The organism is Cytobacillus citreus, from assembly GCF_018343665.1.
In the GTDB taxonomy this organism is placed as follows: Bacteria; Bacillota; Bacilli; order Bacillales; family Cytobacillaceae; genus Cytobacillus; species Cytobacillus citreus.
Genome location: NZ_JAGYPM010000001.1, coordinates 544,193 through 567,332, shown reverse-complemented (window position 1 = coordinate 567,332; position 23,140 = coordinate 544,193). Strand labels below are relative to the sequence as shown.

17 protein-coding genes are annotated in these 23,140 nt (G+C 38.3%); 1 reads left to right on the top strand and 16 read right to left on the bottom strand.

The window, feature by feature from the left end:
• Window positions 1-149 precede the first annotated feature (149 nt).
• Window positions 150-2,828 carry a calcium-translocating P-type ATPase, SERCA-type gene (locus KHA94_RS02895; RefSeq protein ID WP_213100637.1) on the bottom strand — a complete coding sequence of 893 codons (2,679 nt, stop codon included), beginning with the start codon at window positions 2,826-2,828 and terminating at the stop codon, window positions 150-152.
• Window positions 2,829-3,089: 261 nt separating this feature from the next.
• Between KHA94_RS02895 and KHA94_RS02890 the strand changes: the two genes are divergently transcribed.
• Window positions 3,090-4,802, top strand: coding sequence for an Rqc2 family fibronectin-binding protein (locus tag KHA94_RS02890; protein WP_213100636.1), 1,713 nt, complete (start codon window positions 3,090-3,092; stop codon window positions 4,800-4,802).
• A 429-nt stretch (window positions 4,803-5,231) separates the two neighbouring features.
• Here KHA94_RS02890 and pyrE read toward each other — a convergent pair whose 3' ends face one another.
• The 15 genes from pyrE to KHA94_RS02815 form a co-directional block, all read right to left on the bottom strand.
• On the bottom strand, window positions 5,232-5,870 hold the full coding sequence (gene pyrE, locus KHA94_RS02885; protein WP_213100635.1) for an orotate phosphoribosyltransferase: 639 nt from the start codon (window positions 5,868-5,870) through the stop codon (window positions 5,232-5,234).
• Window positions 5,867-6,583 carry an orotidine-5'-phosphate decarboxylase gene (pyrF, locus tag KHA94_RS02880; RefSeq protein WP_213100634.1) on the bottom strand — a complete coding sequence of 239 codons (717 nt, stop codon included), beginning with the start codon at window positions 6,581-6,583 and terminating at the stop codon, window positions 5,867-5,869. The genes pyrE and pyrF overlap by 4 nt, the downstream gene beginning before the upstream one ends.
• A 2-nt stretch (window positions 6,584-6,585) precedes the next feature.
• Window positions 6,586-7,497: a dihydroorotate dehydrogenase gene (locus tag KHA94_RS02875; protein WP_213100633.1), complete on the bottom strand. Its 912-nt coding sequence runs from the start codon at window positions 7,495-7,497 to the stop codon at window positions 6,586-6,588.
• Window positions 7,494-8,273 carry a dihydroorotate dehydrogenase electron transfer subunit gene (locus KHA94_RS02870; RefSeq protein ID WP_213100632.1) on the bottom strand — a complete coding sequence of 260 codons (780 nt, stop codon included), beginning with the start codon at window positions 8,271-8,273 and terminating at the stop codon, window positions 7,494-7,496. The genes KHA94_RS02875 and KHA94_RS02870 overlap by 4 nt, the downstream gene beginning before the upstream one ends.
• Window positions 8,270-11,482, bottom strand: a complete 3,213-nt coding sequence (gene carB, locus KHA94_RS02865) for a carbamoyl-phosphate synthase large subunit (protein WP_213100631.1) — start codon at window positions 11,480-11,482, stop codon at window positions 8,270-8,272. Before carB ends, KHA94_RS02870 begins: the two co-directional genes overlap by 4 nt.
• Window positions 11,461-12,567, bottom strand: coding sequence for a carbamoyl phosphate synthase small subunit (locus tag KHA94_RS02860; protein WP_213100630.1), 1,107 nt, complete (start codon window positions 12,565-12,567; stop codon window positions 11,461-11,463). The genes carB and KHA94_RS02860 overlap by 22 nt, the downstream gene beginning before the upstream one ends.
• Complete coding sequence (locus KHA94_RS02855) at window positions 12,564-13,850, bottom strand: dihydroorotase (protein ID WP_213100629.1); 1,287 nt, start codon at window positions 13,848-13,850, stop codon at window positions 12,564-12,566. The genes KHA94_RS02860 and KHA94_RS02855 overlap by 4 nt, the downstream gene beginning before the upstream one ends.
• Window positions 13,813-14,751: an aspartate carbamoyltransferase catalytic subunit gene (locus KHA94_RS02850; RefSeq protein ID WP_213100628.1), complete on the bottom strand. Its 939-nt coding sequence runs from the start codon at window positions 14,749-14,751 to the stop codon at window positions 13,813-13,815. The genes KHA94_RS02855 and KHA94_RS02850 overlap by 38 nt, the downstream gene beginning before the upstream one ends.
• 164 nt (window positions 14,752-14,915) lie before the next feature.
• Complete coding sequence (locus KHA94_RS02845) at window positions 14,916-16,208, bottom strand: solute carrier family 23 protein (RefSeq protein WP_213100627.1); 1,293 nt, start codon at window positions 16,206-16,208, stop codon at window positions 14,916-14,918.
• A 223-nt stretch (window positions 16,209-16,431) separates the two neighbouring features.
• Window positions 16,432-16,974 carry a bifunctional pyr operon transcriptional regulator/uracil phosphoribosyltransferase PyrR gene (pyrR, locus tag KHA94_RS02840; protein WP_213101269.1) on the bottom strand — a complete coding sequence of 181 codons (543 nt, stop codon included), beginning with the start codon at window positions 16,972-16,974 and terminating at the stop codon, window positions 16,432-16,434.
• A 236-nt stretch (window positions 16,975-17,210) separates the two neighbouring features.
• Window positions 17,211-18,116, bottom strand: coding sequence for an RluA family pseudouridine synthase (locus KHA94_RS02835; RefSeq protein WP_213100626.1), 906 nt, complete (start codon window positions 18,114-18,116; stop codon window positions 17,211-17,213).
• A complete protein-coding gene (gene lspA / locus KHA94_RS02830; RefSeq protein ID WP_213100625.1) occupies window positions 18,088-18,621 on the bottom strand; it encodes a signal peptidase II in 534 nt (177 codons plus the stop codon). Before lspA ends, KHA94_RS02835 begins: the two co-directional genes overlap by 29 nt.
• Before the next feature lie 91 nt (window positions 18,622-18,712).
• The gene (locus tag KHA94_RS02825; RefSeq protein ID WP_213100624.1) at window positions 18,713-19,000 is read right to left on the bottom strand and encodes a hypothetical protein; all 288 of its coding nucleotides are present in this window, start codon (window positions 18,998-19,000) and stop codon (window positions 18,713-18,715) included.
• Window positions 19,001-19,197: 197 nt separating this feature from the next.
• Complete coding sequence (gene ileS / locus KHA94_RS02820) at window positions 19,198-21,969, bottom strand: isoleucine--tRNA ligase (RefSeq protein WP_213100623.1); 2,772 nt, start codon at window positions 21,967-21,969, stop codon at window positions 19,198-19,200.
• Window positions 21,970-22,584: 615 nt separating this feature from the next.
• Window positions 22,585-23,100, bottom strand: a complete 516-nt coding sequence (locus KHA94_RS02815) for a DivIVA domain-containing protein (protein WP_213101268.1) — start codon at window positions 23,098-23,100, stop codon at window positions 22,585-22,587.
• Window positions 23,101-23,140: the final 40 nt, after the last annotated feature.

Below are 23,140 nucleotides of genomic sequence, written 5' to 3'. Positions count from 1 at the left end.
TAATTAATATTAACTAAAGCAATTAGTTCGTATTTTATCATAATTGGTGGGAAATGTATTAAAAAAATTTATCACTAAGCTTTAATATTGAAAAGCATTAGAAAAGGTAATAGAGATCCTCTCTATTACCTTTTGGATTATAACATACTTTACTTTCTTTTTCTTGCCAAAAATGATCCAGCTAGTAAAAAAGTTGGCACTGCTGCTAGTCCAGAAATCATAAACCAGTCTTTTAATTCTACTGGTACTGTATGGAAGATCGGTTGAAGAGGCGGATAATAAATAACAATGAATAATAACAGCAATGATGAAATGACCGCCCAAACTAAATACTTATTCCCAAATGGATTTCTGGCAAATACGGATTTCTCACTTCGGCAATCAAATACATGAATAAGCTGTGCTAGCACTAAAGTTGAAAAAGCAATAGTTTGTGCATACTTAAGATTATCTGGATTTGCTTTATAGACAATAATGAATGCAATTAAAGTAACAATACCGATTAAAAAACCACGTGAGACTACCTTCCATCCAAGCCCCCTTGCAAAGACGCCTTCTCTTGGATTTCTTGGTTTTCGTTTCATTACATCATCTTCAGGCTGATCTAGCCCTAATGCCATCGCAGGCAATCCATCGGTCACCAAATTCACCCATAGTATTTGAATTGGGATTAATGGAAGTGGATAACCAAGCAGCATGGCAAATAACATAACAAGTATTTCGCCAACATTGGAAGCGAGCAAATATCTTATAAATTTCCTAATATTCTCGTAAATATTTCTTCCTTCTTTTATCGCTGCTTTAATGGTTGCAAAATTATCGTCAAGAAGAACAAGTGCTGAAGCTTCTTTCGCTACATCTGTTCCCGTAATCCCCATCGCTACACCAATATCTGCTGCTTTAATGGCTGGTGCATCATTTACTCCATCCCCAGTCATCGCTACAATATGACCTTTGTTCTGCAAAGCTTTGACAATTTTTAATTTGTGTTCTGGAGATACACGAGCAAATACAGACACACCATCCACCACTTTTTCAAGCTCATCTATTGTCATTTCAGAAAGTGCCTTGCCATCCAAAACTTTAGAAGTATTCGTTAATATCCCCAACTGCTTTGCAATCGCTTTTGCAGTAATAACATGATCTCCAGTAATCATAATTGTTTTTATTCCTGCTTCCTTACACTCCTGCACGGCAACCTTCACTTCAGGACGCGGAGGGTCAATCATCCCTTGTAGACCAATAAAGGTAAGATCCTTCTCTGCTTCTTTTTCATGTAGGATAATTGTGTTTGCTGGTATTTCTTTAAATCCAATGGCAATTGTCCTTAAAGCCTGAGAGGCTAACCCTTCAATTGCTGATAGTATTTTACTGGCTATTTCACTAGACATATACTGACGCTTTTCATCCCAAAGTATGTTTCCACAAACTCCGGCCAGTACATCGGGTGCCCCTTTTGTAACAACAAATTGTTTCCCATGCTTGTCTTTTACTACAATGCTCATCATTTTTCTAATAGAATCGAATGGGAATTCCTTAATAATTTGGTATTGGCTTAATAGAGCACTTCGATTATATCCTGCTTTCATAGCAGCAACTAGTAATGCTCCTTCAGTTGGATCACCATCTATGAAATATTCATTATCTTTTTGTTTAATCTCTGCATGATTACAGAGCATACCAAACATCAATAATTGCTGAAGCGGCTTTTCATTTTTCAACTCAACTTGATACTCATTTCGAAAAAAATTCCCACGGGGTTCATAACCCACCCCGTCAACAAGCCACTCTTTACCACCACTCCAGAGATGTGTAACAGTCATTTTGTTTTGCGTCATTGTTCCAGTTTTATCAGAGCAAATGACAGAAGCACACCCAAGAGTTTCAACAGCTGGCAGCTTCCTTACAATTGCTTTCTGCTTGATCATTCTTTGTACGCCAAGTGATAAAGCCACTGTAACGATCGCAGGCAATCCTTCAGGTATAGCCGCAACAGCTAAAGAAACTCCGGCAAGAAACATTGTATATAGATCATGCCCTTGCAATACTCCAACGACTACTACTAATATAGTTAAAAGTAATGCAACTGTTATAAGTATTTTTCCAAGCTGTTCCAGCCTTCGCTGTAACGGAGTTGTCATTGTTTCCGCTTTTTGCAGTAAATCAGCAATTTGTCCCATCGCTGTCTTCATACCTATTGCGACAACAACACCTACCCCACTTCCTCTTGTGACCAATGTACCCATAAAGGCCATGTTTTCCAAATCGCCAATCCCGATATTAGCTGATCTTATCAAAGAAGTTGTCTTTGAAACAGGCAATGATTCACCTGTAAGAGCAGATTCTTCAACTTCTAGACTATTTGATTCTATTATTCTTACATCTGCACCTATCCTGTCCCCACTAGTAAACTTTATAATATCTCCAACAACTACTTCTTTAGATGGGGTTTTCATCCATTCCCCATCCCTTAATACATTGACTTGAGGTGAAGATAATTCATTTAATGCCGCTAAGGATTTCTCCGCTTTCCTCTCTTGAAAAAATCCTAGTAATCCATTAATAATGACGATAGCTATTATGGCAATAGCATCGATGTATTCTCCAAGTAAACCTGAAATGAGAGTTGCAGCTAGTAATACAAGGACCATGAAATCCTTAAATTGACTAAAAAACAAAAGTAAGGCGGATTGCTTCTCACCCTCTTCAAGTTCATTATAGCCATATTTTTTTCTCCGTTTGTTTACTTCATCTGTCGTTAAACCGGCCTTTGAATCTGTATTAAGAACCTGCTCAACCTCTGCTTCATTCATTTCATGAAATTTCATCCAAACATCACACTTCCTCCTTATTGTCCAGCTGCGGCTCCTAACTAGCATCACTATTCATCTAAAGAAAGCTTATTCATCCTTGTCCAAAAAAATGCTATTATTATTAGAAAAGGAAAGAGTGCTTAGCTTTCGGCGACAAGCATAAGAAAAGCCGGCAGGAAAATTGCTACTTACCTTCTTGACGGATTGTTTTAGACCAGAGAGCCGATGGCACTCTGTGCTGGATAATAGAAAAGCAAACAGAAAAGGATGTTCCATATGTCATTTGATGGTTTATTTTCAAGGGCTATGACAAAAGAGCTTGCCCGAGAGTTAAAAGGTGGGAGAATTAATAAAATCCATCAGCCTTTTAAAAACGAAATAATTATAATTGTAAGAGCAAACGGAAAGAATCATAAGCTTCTGCTTTCGGCACACCCTAGCTATGCAAGAGTACAGCTAACCAATGAATCTCACGATAACCCTTCAGAACCGCCAATGTTTTGCATGTTATTAAGAAAACATTTGGAAGGATTTTTCCTTGAAGACATTCATCAAGTTGATTTAGACAGAATTATTATTTTCGAGGTAAAAGGAAGGAATGAAATTGGCGATACTTCCTACAAACAATTAATTGTGGAAATAATGGGCCGTCACAGCAATATTACTTTAGTGGATAAATCGAGAAATATGATTCTTGATAGTATTAAACATGTTTCATTCGCAGTAAATAGCCACCGAGCCCTATTGCCAGGTCAGGAGTATATTCTGCCACCTAAGCAGGACAAATTTAATCCGTTTGAAGCAAATGAATCCGAAGTATTAAGACGAATTGATTTTAATAGCGGTAAGATTGATAAACAGCTAGTCACTGCATTTGCGGGAATATCTCCACTTTTTGCAAAAGAAGTGCTTTTTCATGCAGGCTTGGCTAATCGGTCTACTATTCCTAAAACCTTCTTATCTTTAATCCAAGAAGTTCATCATCATCAAAAAAAGCCGGCTATTACTATGAATGGGATGAAAGAAAGTTTTTATCTTTTCCCATTAGAGCATTTACAAGGAGAGTCTAGAGAATTCCAATCCCTAAGTGAAATGCTGGACCGTTTTTATTTTGGTAAAGCTGAACGGGATCGTGTCAAGCAGCAAGCGAATGATCTCGAACGATTTATTATTAATGAAAAAGAGAAAAATGAAAAGAAAATTAACAAACTCTACACCACTTTAAAGGAAGCTGAGAACGCAGACATCCATCAGCTTTACGGAGAGCTTATTACTGCAAACATCTATGCCATTCAAAAAGGAATGAAGGAAATAGAAGTTGTCAATTATTATGATGAAAATGGAGCAACAATTTCCATCTCATTGGAGCCGCAAAAAACACCATCTGAGAATGCTCAAAGATATTTTATTAAATATCAAAAAGCTAAAAACGCAATTGATATAGTAAAAGAACAAATAGAATTAGCTAAGGAAGAGCTTTCCTATTTCGAAACCTTGCTTCAACAGGTTGAAACGGCTTCACCTAAGGATATTGAAGAAATTCGAGAGGAACTAATCGAAGGCGGATATATAAGAGAAAAACAAAAGCGCAAAAATAAAAAGACTCAAAACACGAAGCCATCTCTTGATCATTATACTTCTTCAGATGGAGTCGAAATTATTGTCGGCAAAAATAATAAACAAAATGATTACTTAACAAATAAGCTTGCAGGCAGAGATGAAATTTGGCTTCATACAAAGGATATTCCAGGATCCCATGTCGTCATTCGCAGCAAGAATCCATCTGAAGATACGATATTAGAAGCGGCGTCTCTTGCTGCATATTTCAGTAAGGCTCGTAATTCTAGCTCCGTACCTGTCGACTTCACGCAAATCAGGCATGTGAAAAAACCTAGCGGTGCAAAGCCAGGCTTCGTTATTTATGATAATCAGCAAACAGTATATGTGACACCTGATGAAGAAACCGTTCTGGCATTGAAAAACAAATAAAGAAAACTCGCCGATTGGCGAGCCATAGAAAGGAGAAGACAGAGGCGTAGTTGCACTTATCGCGCTCATACATGCCACGTCCTCCCAAAAGCTTCTCTTTTGGCATGGCGATGTATCTCTGACGAAACTTTCCTTATCCTGTGGCATTCGCCCGACTAGGACATCCTCGTAAAAGCTATCGCTTTTCCTTCGTGCGATGTGAATGCTAATGAAGCCTTCCTTGTCCTGTCAGTCGTACTTAATTCCTAAAATTGGCAAATGCGTCGGATCGTCTTCTGCGCTGGCAATTTATACTTTAACGTTTAAAAAAGCAAAGGCAAGCATTATTAACCTGCTTGCCTTTCTTTTATACAGTTATTCTCCATTTAGTGTAATTCCTTGCTGCTAATGATAATATTTGGGCATTTTCCCTCCTAAAATCGGGCAGAATTACAATTTATCAGCCACTTTTCCCCACTCTATCGGATTCTTTCTCCATTCAGCAAGCTTTTTCATGTCTTCTTCTTGAATATATCCTTTTTCTCTCGCAATTTCTGATAAAGTTTCAAAATCAGTCAATGTATAGGCTGTAATATTAGCGTTCTCCAGTAATTCCTTCCCTTTTTCAAGCTGATAGGAAAAAATAGCTACTACTCCTAATACCTCACATCCTGCTTGCCTCAATGCTTCAACAGCAGTAATAACGCTCCCGCCTGTTGAAATTAAATCCTCTACGACAACAACCTTTTGTCCTTGCTCTGCTTTGCCTTCAATTTGATTTCCTTGTCCATGGCCTTTCGGCTTTGAACGAACATAGCACATAGGAAGATCGATTAAGTCACTCACCCATGCAGCATGAGGGATGCCTGCTGTAGCTGTACCAGCAATAAGTTCTGCGCCTGGGAATTTCGCTAAGATCGTTTCCTTTAGCCCGATTGCGATTTCTTTACGAACGGAAGGGTATGATAATGTAAGACGATTATCACAATAAATTGGTGCAAGCAGACCTGATGACCAAGTAAAAGGATTGTTTGGCTTTAATGCGACTGCTTTAATATCTAATAAACTTTCTGCTATTTTGCGATTCATGAAAAAACACCTTCCCAACTTCGTTTAAATGTTAAATATTTTTCCAGCGGTTGATCAGATTGTGTGATTGAACGTCCTACAACAATGGTTGAAACACCTTCAGACTTGGCATATTCAGGAGTTGCTACACGCTTTTGATCCTGTACGTTGTCCGTTTTCAAACGAATGCCAGGAGCAACGGTAAGAAAGGAAGACCCAAGTGATTGATGAATAGATCTAGCTTCAAAGGTAGAACATACAACACCGTCCAATTTTGCTTTACTAGCCAATGCTGCATAGTGAAGAACTGATTCTTCTAATGGAACTTGAATGAGCTGTTCTTTTTTCATTTGCTCTTCTGAAGTACTTGTTAATTGTGTAACAGCTATACAAGCTGGTCTCTTATTGCCAGCTATGGTACCCGCTTCTAACCCTTCTAATGCTGATTCCATCATTTCAAATCCGCCAGCAGCATGAACATTTACAAGATCACAATTAAGTCGGGCAAGGCCTTTCATTGCACTTTTTACAGTGTTTGGAATATCATGAAGCTTTAGATCAAGAAAAATCTTATGTCCTTGTTCTTTTAAATCATGGATAATACTAGGTCCTTCCTGGTAAAAAAGCTCCATACCTACTTTTAGAAAAAGCTTTTCGTTTTCAAAAGCTTTTAGGAAATTCGAAACTTCATTCTTATTTGCAAAATCAAGCGCGATTATGAGTGAATTTTTCAACGTTATTTCCAGCTCCTTCCCGTACATTCAGAGATATGTTCAAAGCCAAGGCTTCTTATTAGCTCTGGCAATTCTTCAATGATCGTTGGGCATACAAATGGATCTACAAAGTTAGCAGTCCCTACAGCGACCGCACTGGCGCCAGCATAATAATATTCCATGACATCCTCTGCAGATTGAACACCACTCATACCAATAATCGGCAAATGAACGTGCTGGCTTACTTCATGAATCATTCGAATCGCAACAGGTTTAATGGCTGGTCCTGATAGTCCGCCAGTCTTGTTAGCCAAAATAGGGTTGCCAGTTTTGATATCAATTTTCATGCCAATAAGAGTATTGATCATTGTTAACCCATCAGCACCGCCGTCTTCAACAGCTTTTGCCATTTCAACTATATTCGTAACATTAGGTGAAAGCTTTACATAAACAGGAACTTCAGATACTTCCTTTACTTTTTTCGTTAAGTTTTTTGCTACTTCAGGAATTGTGCCGAAAGCAATTCCCCCTGTTTTTACATTTGGACAGGAAATATTTAATTCAAGTGCATGTACATTAGGGGCTTTAGAAATTTCTTTTGCTACTGCAATATAGTCTTCTTCCAGTGATCCTGCAACATTTGCAATAATTGGCACATCAAATTGTTCCAGCCAACGAAGCTCTTCGTTTATTACTTTTTCTAAACCAGGATTTTGAAGCCCAATTGCATTCAGCATTCCTGCAGATGTTTCTGCTACTCGTGGCGTTTGATTTCCAAATCGAGGTTCAAAAGTCGTTGCTTTAATCATAATGGCACCTAATAAGCTAAGATCAAAGAGCTCGCTAAATTCACGGCCAAATCCGAAACAACCTGATGCTGGCATAATCGGATTTTTTAATTCCAATCCTGGTAAGCTAACTTGTAATGATTTCATAGTACAACCTCCCCCGCTTTAAAAACAGGACCGTCACTGCATACCTTTTTATACGTATAACCAGTTGGATCATCCCCAGTATGGCAAACACATGCGAAGCAAGCACCAATGCCGCAGCCCATTCGTTCTTCCAAAGAGAGATACACCTTCTTTTGTTTATAAGCTTGTTCAAGTGCTTTAAGCATTGGGGTTGGACCACAGGAATAGAGGATGTTAAAATCAATTTTTTCACTTTCAATTACATCTGTAACAAATCCATTTACTCCATAACTGCCATCAACTGTTGCAATATAGGTTTCACCAAGTTGTGTGAATTTTTCATGATAGAAAACTACGTTAGAGGATTGAAAGCCAAGTACATGGATAACCTTTACACCTCTATTTACGAGCTGCTTAGATAATTCATATAAAGGTGGAACACCGATACCTCCGCCAACTAAAAGAGCTGTTTCACCTGGCTGTATCTCGTTTATTGGAAATCCATGCCCTAATGGTCCTAAAACATCAATAAATTCCCCGGATTTTTTCTTAGATAACAAAACGGTTCCTTTTCCTTCGGCACGGTAAATCATTGTAAATTGTTGTTGATTTTTATTAATGTTAGATATACTTATTGGTCTCCTTAATAGTGGGTCAAGATGATCAGATACTTTTAAATGAACAAATTGCCCCGGCTCATCCATTTCGTAGACAAGCTCACCTTGTAAGGTGAGCTCGAAAATGCGTTCCGCTATTTCTTTTTGTGAAACGACTTTACATAATTCCTTTTTGATCATGCCAAGACTTCCTCCTTGATATCCGCAGATTTCTCCATTGCATCTGCAGAGAAATTCATGGACTCAATTACCTGTAGAATAGCATCAGCTGTATCGAGAGAAGTTAAGCATGGAACACCATTTTCTACAGCTTCCCGACGAATGCGGAATCCATCTCTTTCAGGCTGTTTTCCTTTTGTTAAAGTGTTAATGATAATTTGTGCTTCTCCGTTTTTGATTACATCAAGGAGAGTTGGACCTTCAGAACCAATTTTATCGACAGTTTTTACAGGTATTCCTGCTGATTGTAGATATTTCGCAGTTCCGTTTGTGGCCATTAACCGATAGCCACTTGATACGAAGCGTTTCGCAAGTGATAAAGCTTCTTCTTTATCCTTATCAGATACAGTCATAAGGACTGAACCAAATTTATGAATTTTCATACCAGATGCGACCAAACCCTTATATAATGCTTTTTCTAATGTGCTATCTTTCCCCATTACTTCTCCAGTGGATTTCATTTCAGGTCCTAAGGTAATATCCACTCTTCTTAATTTGGCAAAAGAGAAAACTGGAACTTTAACAAAAACCCCACATTTTTCAGGTACAAGCCCAGTTTTGTAGCCTTGCTGCGCAAGTGTTTGTCCAAGTATAACCTTTGTTGCAATTTTAGCCATTGGGACATTTGTAATTTTGCTTAAAAAAGGTACTGTTCGGCTGGATCTTGGGTTAACCTCAATCACATATACCTCTTCATTAGCGACTACATATTGGATATTTAATAATCCGATGATTCCTAATCCCTTTGCAAGCTTCTCCGTATAATCAATTATTTTTGATTTTACTTCGTCTGAAATGCTTTGAGGAGGATATACGGCAATAGAGTCACCAGAATGGACACCTGCTCGTTCAATATGCTCCATTATTCCTGGAATTAATATTCCTTCGCCATCAGAGATTGCATCTACTTCAATTTCTTTTCCTGTCAAATAACGATCAATCAATACTGGATGCTCAGGGTTAATTTTTACGGCATTTTTCATATAATGCAGCAGTTCTTCCTCTATATAAACAATTTCCATAGCACGGCCGCCAAGAACATATGATGGGCGAACAAGTACTGGATAGCCAATTTCGTTAGCAATGGAAACAGCCTCTTCTACAGATAGCGCCGTCTTACCTTTTGGCTGAGGAATATTTAATTTTGCCAACGCATGTTCAAATTTGTCTCTATCCTCTGCACGATCAAGGTTTTCAAGTGGAGTGCCAAGTATTTTTACTCCTCTTTCAACTAGACTTGCTGCTAGATTAATCGCAGTTTGCCCTCCAAATTGGACAACTACACCTTCAGGTTTTTCGAGGTCAATAATATGCATAACATCCTCAATTGTCAGCGGCTCAAAATATAGCTTGTCTGAGATGCTAAAATCTGTAGAAACAGTCTCAGGGTTATTATTAATGATTATTGCTTCATAGCCAGCTTCCTTGATTGCCCATACAGAGTGTACTGTTGCATAGTCAAATTCCACACCTTGGCCAATTCGAATTGGGCCTGAGCCAAGTACAACAACACTTTTACGATCTGTCACAACCGATTCATTTTCCTCTTCATATGTGCCATAGTAATATGGTGTTTCTGATTCAAATTCGGCTGCACAAGTATCAACCATTTTATAAACTGGAATGATACTAAACTCAGTTCTCCAGTTGTATACTTCTTGTTCCGAAGCTCCCCAAAGCTGAGCAATCACAATATCCGCAAAGCCCATTTCCTTTGCTTTCTTAGCAATTTCTCTGTTGTAGGGATACTTTGATATTTCTTTTTCAAAAGCTACGATTTTTTCCATTTTATGAAGGAAAAATAAGTCGATTTGACTCCACTCATGAAGGGTATCAATACTTACCCCTCTTCTAAGAGCTTCACCGATATAAAATAAGCGTTCATCTCCAGCTTTTCGGATTCTCTTCTCGATCAGATCATCGTCTGCTTCATGTCCATTATTTAGACCAAGATGATATACATTTGCTTCAAGAGAACGGACTGCTTTTAATAAAGATTCTTCAAGTGTCCGGCCGATAGCCATGACTTCTCCAGTCGCTTTCATTTGCGTGCCCAAGGAACGGTTTGCTGATTCAAATTTATCAAAGGGCCAACGCGGGATTTTTGTCACGATATAATCTAATGCAGGCTCGAAACAAGCATATGTTTTCCCAGTAACGGGGTTCATCATTTCATCCAAAGTTAATCCAACAGCAATTTTTGCTGCTAATTTTGCGATAGGATACCCTGTCGCTTTCGAAGCCAGAGCTGAAGAACGGCTTACCCTTGGATTTACTTCAATAATATAGTAGTTAAAGCTGTATGGGTCGAGAGCTAGCTGAACATTACATCCGCCTTCGATTTCTAATGCACGAATGATTTTTAAAGATGTATTTCTTAAAAGCTGGTACTCACGGTCACTGAGTGTTTGACTCGGTGCAACTACAATTGAGTCGCCAGTATGGATACCGACTGGATCAATATTTTCCATGTTACAGACAACGATGGCGTTATCGTTCGAATCTCTCATCACTTCGTATTCAATTTCTTTATATCCGGCAATGCTTTTTTCTAATAAACATTGTGTAACAGGACTGTGCTTTAATCCACTTGTTACAATTTCGATTAACTCTTCCTCATTATGACATATTCCTCCGCCTGTTCCACCAAGGGTGAATGCTGGGCGAACGATAACGGGATAGCCAATTTTATTTACAAATTCATATGCTTCCTCTAATGAATGAATAATTTCACTTTCTGGAACAGGCTCACCTAATTCATTCATTAAGCTTCTGAAAAGATCGCGGTCCTCTGCTTTCTCAATTGCAGAAAGTTTTGTACCTAAAATTTCTACCCCGCATTCATCAAGGACGCCTGATTTAGCCAACTCGACAGCAAGGTTTAATCCGGTCTGACCTCCAAGGGTCGGTACAAGGGCATCTGGACGCTCCTTTCTAATAATCCGGCTTACAAATTCCAAGGTTAGCGGTTCGATATACACCGCATCAGCAATCTCTGTATCCGTCATAATTGTTGCAGGGTTTGAGTTGATTAAAATGACGCGATAACCTTCTTCCTTTAAGGCAATACACGCTTGAGTTCCTGCATAATCAAACTCTGCTGCCTGACCAATAACGATAGGACCTGATCCGATGACTAAAATACTTTTTATATCTGTACGTTTTGGCATTTGTAAGCACCTTCCTGTTCTTCAGATTCAATCATTTGCAAGAATTGTTCGAATAGACCATTGGCGTCCTCTGGTCCAGGGGAAGCTTCTGGATGATATTGGACAGTAAATGCCGGAAAATCTTTATGCAGTAATCCTTCGATTGTTCCATCATTTAATGCTATATGAGTTACTTCAAGTCTAGTATTTTCGATAGAGCTATCCTCTACCGTATATCCATGATTTTGTGAAGTCAGTGCAACTTTCCCAGTTTTTAAATCTTTTACAGGGTGATTAGAGCCTCTGTGACCAAATTTCATTTTTTCTGTATTAGCACCGCATGCTAGAGCGAATAGCTGGTGACCTAAACATATTCCAAAGAGCGGAATCTTACCTAATAGCTCTTTAATTATGTCAATTGCTTCTGGCACATCTTTGGGGTCCCCTGGTCCATTTGATAACATGACCCCATCTGGGCTTAAGTTTAATATTTCAATTGCTGATGTGTTATAAGGAACAACAATGACATCACAATCCCGTTTATTTAACTCTCTTAAAATTCCATGCTTCATTCCAAAGTCTACTAAGACCACTCTTTTTCCACGACCCGGACTAGGATAAGCCGTTTTTGTAGAAACTTGCTTTACTTGATCCTGACGAAGCTTTGTAGCCCGCAATTTTTCTAAAACTGACTCTACATTATCGTCTATACTACAAATTGCACCTTTTAATGTTCCATATTGGCGTATGATTCTAGTAAGTTTTCGCGTGTCAATTCCTACAATTCCAGAAATATTTTTGATTTTGAAATATTCATGAAGCGTCTTTTCACTTCTCCAATTAGATGGATAGCTGGCAGCTTCCTTTACGATAAAGCCTTGTATAGCAGGTGTAATCGCTTCAAAATCGTCTCGATTTATTCCGTAATTCCCTACGAGTGGATAAGTTAGCGTGACAATTTGTCCGCAATACGAAGGATCTGATAGTACCTCCTGGTAGCCAGTCATACCTGTATTAAAGACAACCTCACCAATTGTGTGCGTATCACTCCCAAAGCCTTCTCCAATAAACACAGTGCCATCTTCTAAAATGAGCTGTTTTTTCATGCTGTCACACTCTCCTTATTCCAAACGATTTTTCCATTTACGATTGTTAATACTGGCCAGCCTTTGCATTCCCAGCCAGCAAAAGGTGTATTTCGTCCTTTTGAAGCAAATTGTTCCGGATTAATCTTTTCAGAATGATTTAAGTCAAGTAATACGATATCCGCATTTGCTCCCACCTCAATTCTTCCTGAAGAAAGTCCAAATGCTTTAGCAGGTTTTTCTGTTAAAAAGTCAATTAATTGTTTTAAAGTAAATATTCCTTTTTCAACAAAATGAGTGTAGAGAAGCGGGAAAGCTGTTTCCAATCCTACTATTCCGAATGGAGCAAGCTGCATACCTTCTGATTTCTCCTCTGCTGTATGTGGTGCATGATCTGTAGCAATAAAGTCGATTGTCCCATCTAGTATTCCTTCAATGAGTGCTTCTTTATCTGCTGCGCCTCTAAGTGGAGGATTCATTTTATAATTTGCATCATGACCCGGAATATCCTCGTCACAGAGCAGGAGGTGATGAGGTGTCACCTCTGCAGTAACCTTAATTCCTGCTTTCTTCGCATCACGAACAACTCTTATAGATTCCTTTGTGCTTATATGACATACATGATAGTGGCAATCTGCAGCTTCTGCGAGCAGAACATCTCTTGCAATATGAACGGATTCACAAACTGATGGAATTCCATTTAATCCATGCTTCTTTGAAAATACTCCCTCATGTACCGAACCTTTGTTGATAAGAGTATTTTCTTCACAATGAGCTACAATTGGCATATTGATTTCCGCAGCTTTTTTCATAGCAGCTAGCATCATCGCAGCGGATTGAACTCCAACTCCGTCATCTGTGAAGGCAAATGCTCCTGCTTCCTTCAAACTTTGAAAATCAGTCAGTTCTTCACCTAATTCACGTATCGTAATGGATGCATACGGAAGTACACGGACAGATGCGGTTTCTTCAATTCGTTTATTAAGCTTCTCCAATTGCTCCTTTGAGTCTGGAACTGGTCTTGTGTTCGGCATGGCTGCAACAGTTGTGAATCCACCTTTTGCTGCAGCTCTTGTACCTGATTCAATCGTTTCCTTCTTTTCACCGCCTGGCTCGCGTAAATGAACATGGAGATCAATAAATCCAGGAGCAATCAACAAATTGCTTGCATCAATTGTTTCATCCGCTTCTCTAACCATTCCTTCGCCAATTTCCACAATTTTTCCTGAGTCGATAAAAATATTGGTTCTTTTCAACTCACCCTCATTAGTTAGCAACTGGCCATTTTTTATTAGTGTTGACATTGTTATCGCTCCCTTCAGATTGTTCAATTGCTCTTTTTAGTGCTGCCATTCGGACATACACACCATTTTGCATTTGCTTAAATATTCTCGAACGTTCGCATTCTACTAAACTATCTGCAATTTCCACATTACGGTTGACAGGCGCTGGATGCATGATGATGCTGCCAGGCTTCATTTGTCGTTCTCTTTCTTCTGTCAAACCGTATGCTTTGTGATATTCTTCAACTGTCCTTTTACCCTTAACTTCATGGCGCTCATGCTGTATCCTCAAGAGCATGACCACGTCAGATGTTTGTATTGCTGTATCGATGTTTTCATAGTCACCATTTTCAAGAAGTTCATAATCAAACCACTCCTCAGGTCCGGAAAAAACAACCTTTGCACCAAGTCTCACTAGAACATCGGCATTGGATCTTGCTACACGGCTATGTCTTATATCACCAATAATCGCGACCTTTAGACCTTCAAAGCTGCCAAACTCCTGCTTGATTGTTAATAAATCAAGTAATGACTGTGTTGGATGATGCCCACAGCCATCACCTGCATTAATAATGGAAACGTTTGATATTCCTTTTAGTTCGTCAAAATACCGATCTTTGCTATGGCGAATGACAACTGCATTTGCGCCAATCGCTTCAAGCGTTTTAACCGTATCATAAAGAGATTCTCCTTTAGAAACACTCGATGTACTAACCTCAAATGGAATGATATCAATACCTAGTCTTCTTTCTGCTACTTCAAAACTGCATTTCGTTCTTGTGCTGTATTCAAAGAAAAGATTGGCCACAAATATATTCTCTTTCGGTGTCCATGTACCACCATCTAAAAAATACTGTGCATCTACTAGAATCTCTTTCAATTCCTCGATTTTTAAGTCCGTTGTGGTAAGTAAATGTTTCAATTAAATCCCTCCCCTTAATATAGAAAAACACCCTAACTTTTTTGTTAGGGTGTTGAAAAACTTCATAGCAAGGCTCAGCAAATAAATATAGCAACTCTTATATGCTAAGCTTTAGCTTTCAACACCCTTTTAAATCTCTCTGGACTTACTTAAAAGGCGTTATCTTATTCTGTTTCTAATTCATTTTCGAACATGTTTTCCTGTGCTTTTACTCTTCCAGGTAATAATAGGTTTAATAATACCCCTGCAATTGCTGCTAATGCCATTCCTTGGATCTGTACTTTACCTATATCAATATGTGCACCGCCAATTCCAATGACTAGAATAACAGATGCGATAACTAGATTACGTTTGTCGCCGAAATCAACCTTGCTATCTACAAGCATTCTCAAACCTGATGATGCGATAATTCCGAACAAAAGGATTGATACGCCGCCCATTACCGGTGTTGGGATTGAGCTGATTAGTGCTGATATTTTCCCTATAAATCCAAAGATAATCGCGATAATTGCTGCTCCAGCTAATACATAAACACTATAAATCTTTGTAATGGCGAGTACACCGATGTTTTCTCCATATGTGGTCTTTGGAGGACCACCCATGATAGCTGAAATCATCGTAGCCATTCCATCTCCTAGGATCGAGCGATGCAGTCCTGGATCCTTAATATAATCTTTACTTACCACTTTTCCAAGTACAAGCTGGTGGCCGATATGCTCAGATATCGTCACGATTGCAACTGGAACCATCAAGAGGATAATATCTACTGTTATTTTTAAATCATAATCGACAAATGGGAAGACAAAATTCGGAACTGCTACCCAATCAGCCTCAATTACTCCAGTAAAATCTACAACTCCTACGATTACGGCATATATATAACCAATGATTATTCCAGCAAGTATTGGGATCATGCTGAGCATTCCCTTGAAGTATATAGAGAAAATGATCGTTACTGCTAATGTTACGAGTGCAACCGAGAAGTGCACCATACTGTATTTTTCTGTTACTGGGTCGTTCATCGCCATACCAACTGCTGTCCCTGATAATGCTAATCCGATAACCATAATAACAGGTCCGACAACGATCGGTGGCAAGAGGTTCATGAGCCAGCGATATCCACCTTTTTTAATAATAAGGGCTACGAATCCATAAAGAAGTCCAACCATAAAGCTTCCTATCATCATTGCCCCAATTCCACCTTCGGCATTAGCCACTTGCAGGGGAATGATATAGGCAAATGATGAGCCTAAATAGGCTGGGACTTTCCATTGGGTAATGATTAGAAAGGCAAGTGTCCCTAAGCCGCTCGAAATTAAAGCAATCGCAGGATCCAAATCTACTAAGAAAGGAACTAATACAGTTGCACCAAACATAGCGAATAAATGCTGTAAGCTTAATGTTAACCAATGAATAGGTGTTGGTACGTCTTTAATATCTAAAATGGGTTTGCTCATTATTTATTTTCTCCCTATTAGATTTTGCAGGTGCCGGTTCTAGAAAAAATTCTTCATAAGCACCTGCTGCTATATATTCTTCTGCGTTTTATCGTATTTTCACAAAAATACCCTCTTCTGCCGATCGGCACAAAGAGGGTATAAAAGTAAGGCAAAAGAAAAATTGCTTTTGCTTGCTTCCCCCTTTGTCAGCCTCACGGGACTGCTTTTAAAAAAGGGCTATTTAGTTATTATGAATACTTACTTGGTCGACATTGTCAACTTCTTTTAGTTCCACTACAATTTTTTCTGAACTTGATGTCGGAATATTTTTCCCAACAAAGTCAGCACGAATCGGCAGTTCTCGATGTCCGCGATCGACTAATACTGCAAGCTGAATTGACGAAGGTCTGCCAATATCAATAATTGCATCTAAAGCAGCTCTAACAGTTCTTCCTGTGTATAAAACATCATCAATAAGGATAACCTTTTGATCATTAACATCTGTCGGTAAATCTGAGCCTTTTACAAGCGGTTCTTGATTCTCTGTTTTTTTTGTCAGATCATCTCGATAAAGAGTAATGTCTATCTCCCCGACTGAAACCTTAGTTCCTTCAATTTGCTCAATTCGTTCCGCTAGACGGTTTGCGAGGTAGATGCCTCTTGTTCGAATGCCTACAAGAATACAGCCTTCAATTCCTTTATTCTTTTCAATTATTTCATGAGCGATTCTAGTCAGTGCTCTTCTTATTGCTTGTTCGTCCAAAACGACAGCTTTTTGTGAAATGATGATCACCTCATTTTGAATGCTGAAACAAACTAAATTCATTTACTTGAGAAAAATTATTCTAATATAAAAAACTCTCGCCGATTTGGCGAGAGGGTAAACGACTGTTCTATAAATCAAGGTATAGTTCAATACACTTGACCATAATCCGCTTCCTTCCCAGCCTCACGGGACTGCTATTAAAGGACTTATTTAACTATAGCAATCTTATTGCATATTTAGCCGCTTGTCAATGGTTATTTTTTTAACTGCTCGAGTAGTTGATCAAAATAAGCCGGCAAAGGTGCCTCAAATTCCAAATAGTCTCCTGATCGCGGATGTACGAAGCCTAATACGCCTGCATGTAAGGCTTGTCCACCTAATTCTAGGGTTTTTCTTGGACCGTATTTTGGATCTCCCACTAGGGGGTAACCGATATATTTCATATGTACACGAATTTGATGTGTTCGACCCGTTTCTAGTTGGCATTCAACAAAAGTAAAATCATTAAAACGCTCGAGAACTTGAAAATGAGTTACGGCTTTTTTTCCATTGTCAGATACTGCCATGCTCTGTCTATCCTTTTGATCACGTGCGATTGGTGCATCTATTGTTCCATAGTCATGTGGAATCACACCATGTACAATTGCTTTGTATTTTCTTGTTACTGATTTTTCGACTAATTGATTGACAAGACTCTCATGAGCAAGATCATTTTTTGCAACCATTAATAGTCCTGAAGTATCCTTGTCAATCCGATGAACGATGCCAGGTCTCATGACTCCATTAATACCAGATAAATCTTTACAATGTGTCATCAATCCATTAACAAGTGTCCCAGTTAAATGACCTGGAGCGGGATGAACAACCATCCCTTTTGGTTTGTTTACAACTAAAACATCATGATCCTCATAATATATATCTAAATTCATTTCTTCCGGAACTACATCTAATTCTTCCGGTTCAGGAATATCGATAACTATATGATCATTGATGCTGCATTTATAATTGGTTTTAATTTTTTGTCCATTAACGAGAACATACTCGTCTTTAATCCACTGCTGAACTTGAGTTCTAGACCATTCCTCATTCAATGCTGAGAGGACTTTATCTATTCTTTCACCCGCTTGTTCCTCAGGAATGATGTGTTCCATTTTCTCCATGTGATTTCTCCTTTTTCAACGCTCTCTCTTCCAGCAGCATTTGTATCATCAGCATTGCCACACCGATGACTAAAGCAGAGTCAGCAATATTAAAGATAGGGAAATTATAGCCAAATGGATAGGTGTCAATAAAATCTACTACTTCTTGACGATAAACCCGATCAATAAAATTACCAATGGCTCCTCCAAGCATGAAGCCTAAAGAGACACCTAAAAGCCACTTGCCCTTCGCTGCCTTCTGAATATAATAAATAATCCCAATAACAACAATAATAGTAATGATATAAAAGAACCACATTCGTCCTTCTAATATTCCCCAGGCTGCACCCTTATTACGATGGGATGTAATATAAAGGAAGTTATTAATCACTTCAATGCTTTCGCCTAATTCTAAATTCTTTACGATTAGCCATTTAGTAAATTGGTCTAGAGCAATAATAAATAAGGCAATTATGTAAAAAAACACAAAGGTAACCTCCAAACTCTTCATTATATACCTTTGCATTTTAGCACATTCTATTTAAAAAACACAGTTTTACGAAAAACAGTTGCGATTATAATTATGAAAAAAGTAAAATCTAATGATAAGCCCTAACTTAATCAAATAATGCCTTTCGAAAATAACCGTCCATTTTGAAGCAATCATCTATAGTTTTTATTGTTGGCACCATTTCTAATAATTCTTCAGGTATTAGTTCTCCTGATATTTCACATTTACCATAAAGACCCATCTCAATTTTATTTAATGTGTCTTCAATATCTGAAAGCTCTTCTTTAATAATTGGTCTGATAAGTGATGATGCATTTTTATTTTCTAGTCTTTCAATAAGTTCCTGTCTAATATTACGGAGTTCTGAATATAGGGCTTCTGCTTTTGCATCCATCTAAGATCCTCCGTTCTTATTTGTTTCTAACTATTGTCTCCCTATACTTTAATTAAAATCTGAGTAAGTTTTGACAACGGGAACAACTATTTACGGACATGGAAAGAACAAAAAATCAAACTCCTTGACCATCCCGACAAGGTTTAGAAGTCTCAAAAAAAAATAAACCCCTGCAAAAAGTACAGGGGCTACGCTTATTAAACCAAGTGACTGTAATGATTTTTTACAACGTCTGCACAACGTGGACATAAAGTTTCAAATTCATCAACTTGACCCACTTCAGGTGTAACAATCCAGCATCGCTCACATGTTTCTCCTTCAGCTTTTGAAATAACGATAGCAGTATTTTCGAACTTCAGTGCATCCTCAGGTGCATCTTCATATTTGCCCGCAACTTCAAAGCCAGAAATAATAAACAACTGCTGAACATTTTCATCAATAGAATCAAGTAAGTTTTTAGCTTTTTCATTCACATACATCGTTACTTTTGCAGTTAACGATTTACCAATAACCTTTTCATTACGTGCTTCTTCCAAAGCTTTTAATACATCATCACGAAGCCTCATGAAGGAAGTCCATTTCTCTTCGATCTCTTTTGCTTTTGGAAGTTCTTTAAATTCAGGCATATCTGTAAGCTGAACACTTTCATCTGTCACAGATGGGATTGAGCTCCAAACCTCATCAGCTGTATGAGATAGAATCGGCGCAACTAGTTTAGTTAATGAAATTAAACATTCATACAGAACCGTTTGAATTGCACGGCGATCAGCATGATCTTTGCCTTCGATATATAGAATATCCTTTGCAAAATCCAGGTAAAACGCACTTAAATCAAGTGTACAGAAGTTGTTTACGGCATGGTAAATATCAGAGAATGCATAATTTTCATATGCATTGCGAACTTGTTTTATTAATTTATTTAATTTGACAAGCATAAATTGGTCAACTTGACGTAAACTCTCGTAAGCGACTATATCTTTTGCAGGATCAAAATCTGCAAGATTTCCAAGCAAGAAACGGAAAGTATTTCGGATTTTACGATAGACCTCAGCTACTTGCTTTAAAATGGCATCAGAAACGCGAACATCCGCTTGGTAATCTACAGATGAAACCCATAATCTTAAGATGTCTGCACCGAGCTGCCCCATCACTTTAGCAGGCACAACGACATTCCCAATTGATTTACTCATCTTTCTGCCTTCCCCATCTAAAACAAAGCCATGACTTAAGATACCTTTATATGGTGCTTTTCCTGTGACTGCAACTGCTGTAGAAATAGAGGAGTTAAACCATCCTCGATATTGATCAGACCCCTCTAAATAAATATCAGCAGGTCTCTGCAGATCATCACGCTCTAATAATACAGCTTGATGGGAAGACCCAGAATCAAACCAAACGTCCATAATATCCGTTTCCTTTGTAAACTTGCCGTTTGGACTGCCTGGATGTGTAAAACCTTCTGGAAGTAGATCTTTTGCATCCTTTTCAAACCAAATATTAGATCCATGTTCACGGAATAGGCTAGAAATATGATCAATAGTTTCTTCTGTAATAATTGGCTCTCCATTTTCTGCATAAAAGACTGGAATTGGTACACCCCATGCACGCTGGCGGGAAATACACCAATCACCGCGGTCACGAATCATATTAAAGAGTCTTGTTTCTCCCCATGCAGGGACAAATTTTGTCTCATTAACTGCTTCAAGAAGTTCTTTACGGAAATCCTTAATAGATGCAAACCATTGTGCGGTTGCACGGTAAATAACTGGCTTCTTCGTTCTCCAATCATGCGGGTAGGAGTGGGTAATAAATGAAAGCTTTAATAACGCACCGGCTTCTTCTAGTTTTTGAGTAATTGGTTTATTGGCTGCATCATAGAATAGACCTTCAAATCCTACAGCCTCTTTCGTCATATGTCCACGATCATCAACTGGACATAATACTTCTAAACCATATTTTTGCCCTACATAGAAGTCGTCTTCCCCATGACCAGGCGCAGTATGAACACAGCCAGTACCAGCATCAGTTGTAACATGTTCTCCAAGAACAACAAGCGAATCACGATCATAAAGAGGATGTCTTGCTTGAATAAATTCAAGCTCAGTACCCTTTACTGTTTTCAAAACTTGTGGATGTTCCCAGCCGATTTCTTTAGATACAGTCCCTAATAACTCCTCAACTACTACATATTTTTGACCGTTCTCTTCAACTACCACATAAGTTAGGTCAGGGTGAACAGCAATACCTAGGTTAGCTGGAATTGTCCAAGGAGTAGTTGTCCAGATAATAATTTGTGTATCATTTTCAAGTACACCTTTACCATCCTTTACTTTAAAACCTACATAAATGGAAGGTGATTTCTTATCTTTATATTCGATCTCTGCTTCCGCTAAAGCAGATTCAGATGAAGGAGACCAGTATACTGGCTTTAACCCTTTATAAATATATCCTTTTGTAGCCATTTCTCCAAAAACTTTAATTTGTTGTGCTTCATATTCTGGCTTTAATGTAATATATGGATTTTCCCAATTTCCTCTTACACCCAGGCGTTTAAATTGTGAACGCTGACTATCAATTTGCTCGTAAGCATACTCTTCACAAAGCTTACGGAACTCAGCAACAGTCATTTCTTTACGATTTACTCCCTTATTTGTAAGTGCCTGTTCAATTGGGAGACCATGTGTATCCCAACCAGGAACATACGGAGCATTGAAGCCAGTCATCGATTTATGACGGACAATAATATCCTTTAAAATTTTATTTAAAGCATGGCCAATATGAATATCACCATTTGCATACGGTGGTCCATCATGTAATACAAACATCGGACGGCCTTCTGTCCGTGCCTGTACTTTTTCGTAAATATTCATTTCTTCCCATTTCGACTGAATTTCAGGCTCGCGCTTCGGTAAATTTCCTCGCATCGGAAACTCTGTTTGTGGCATTAATAAGGTATCTTTGTAATCCATTCCAAATTCCTCCCGATTGTTTCACTAGCTTCATGATAGCCATTTTTCTAGTACATAAAACTTAAATGGTTTTTTTTAAAATGGCTATGTTAATTTCCGCTGCAGGCACTCGCTTTCCGCGGGCGATCCGGAAGCCTCCTCGTCGCTATCGCTCCTGCGGGGTCTTCCTTTGACTCGCTTCTCCCGCAGGAGTCTCGCGCCTTCCGCTCCAATTAACAACAAAATAGAATTATCAACATTGTGCTTTAACACAGCTAAAAAAATAAAAAAACCTTCTCATCCCAAAAAGGGACGAGAAGGTTTATATTTCCCGCGGTACCACCCTTGTAGATAGAAAGACTTAAAACATATTTCTATCCGCTTTAAACATTCATAACGTGAATGATTCGCCTTTATCTAATAATCCAAATAAGGATGTTCAATAAGGAACTCGAGGGTGATCTTCCAAGTTTTCAGCTTATTTCGGGCTTTCACTATCCCCGTTTCGCTAACAATGCATATTTCTTGAATACCGCATTGGTTAATAAGCTTATAGAAAAATGTACTGTCCCTCTCACAGTTACAATTCTTAATTAACTTTGTTTTTAAAATTATATTCGATGTATTCAGCTTTCGTCAAGCTAATGAATCTTCTTCCTGTGCAGATTTTAACTCAGTTGCATCAAGCTTATATGCAAGTAAATGATCCCAATCATCATTATTCAATAAATCTAACTGAGCCTCAATCAGCATTTTAAATCGTGTTCTGAACACCTTCGATTGCTTTTTCAGCTCTTCAATTTCAAGAGCGATTTTTCGAGCTTTTGATAAAGACTCATTTACAATGCGATCTGCATTCTTTTCAGCTTCTTTTATAATTAGCTTCGCTTCTTTTTGCGCATTTCTTTTTACTTCTTCAGCTGCTTCTTGTGCCACAACAATTGATTTATTTAGCGTTTCTTCAATATTATTAAAATGGCCAATTCGTTCATTTTGATCATTTAATTTTTCTTCTAATTCCTTTTTTTCACGAATTAAAATTTCATAATCTTTTATCACTTGGTCAAGAAATTCATTTACTTCGTCTTCATCATATCCGCGAAATCCTTTGCTGAATTCTTTGTTATGAATATCTAACGGTGTTAATGGCATCATGGCCACCTCCCAAAATCAATGTTCAATTATTTATGTA

Excerpts from the sequence above, each read along its gene's own strand:
- lspA (WP_213100625.1), bottom strand. The coding sequence starts at position 18,621 with ATGCAAAGGTATATAATGAAGAGTTTGGAGGTTACCTTTGTGTTTTTT.
- KHA94_RS02895 (WP_213100637.1), bottom strand. The coding sequence starts at position 2,828 with ATGAAATTTCATGAAATGAATGAAGCAGAGGTTGAGCAGGTTCTTAAT.
- KHA94_RS02890 (WP_213100636.1), top strand. The coding sequence starts at position 3,090 with ATGTCATTTGATGGTTTATTTTCAAGGGCTATGACAAAAGAGCTTGCC.
- KHA94_RS02835 (WP_213100626.1), bottom strand. The coding sequence starts at position 18,116 with ATGGAGAAAATGGAACACATCATTCCTGAGGAACAAGCGGGTGAAAGA.
- KHA94_RS02875 (WP_213100633.1), bottom strand. The coding sequence starts at position 7,497 with ATGAAATCATTACAAGTTAGCTTACCAGGATTGGAATTAAAAAATCCG.
- KHA94_RS02825 (WP_213100624.1), bottom strand. The coding sequence starts at position 19,000 with ATGGATGCAAAAGCAGAAGCCCTATATTCAGAACTCCGTAATATTAGA.
- KHA94_RS02815 (WP_213101268.1), bottom strand. The coding sequence starts at position 23,100 with ATGCCATTAACACCGTTAGATATTCATAACAAAGAATTCAGCAAAGGA.
- ileS (WP_213100623.1), bottom strand. The coding sequence starts at position 21,969 with ATGGATTACAAAGATACCTTATTAATGCCACAAACAGAGTTTCCGATG.
- KHA94_RS02870 (WP_213100632.1), bottom strand. The coding sequence starts at position 8,273 with ATGATCAAAAAGGAATTATGTAAAGTCGTTTCACAAAAAGAAATAGCG.
- KHA94_RS02855 (WP_213100629.1), bottom strand. The coding sequence starts at position 13,850 with ATGTCAACACTAATAAAAAATGGCCAGTTGCTAACTAATGAGGGTGAG.
- pyrE (WP_213100635.1), bottom strand. The coding sequence starts at position 5,870 with ATGAATCGCAAAATAGCAGAAAGTTTATTAGATATTAAAGCAGTCGCA.
- KHA94_RS02845 (WP_213100627.1), bottom strand. The coding sequence starts at position 16,208 with ATGAGCAAACCCATTTTAGATATTAAAGACGTACCAACACCTATTCAT.
- KHA94_RS02860 (WP_213100630.1), bottom strand. The coding sequence starts at position 12,567 with ATGAAAAAACAGCTCATTTTAGAAGATGGCACTGTGTTTATTGGAGAA.
- carB (WP_213100631.1), bottom strand. The coding sequence starts at position 11,482 with ATGCCAAAACGTACAGATATAAAAAGTATTTTAGTCATCGGATCAGGT.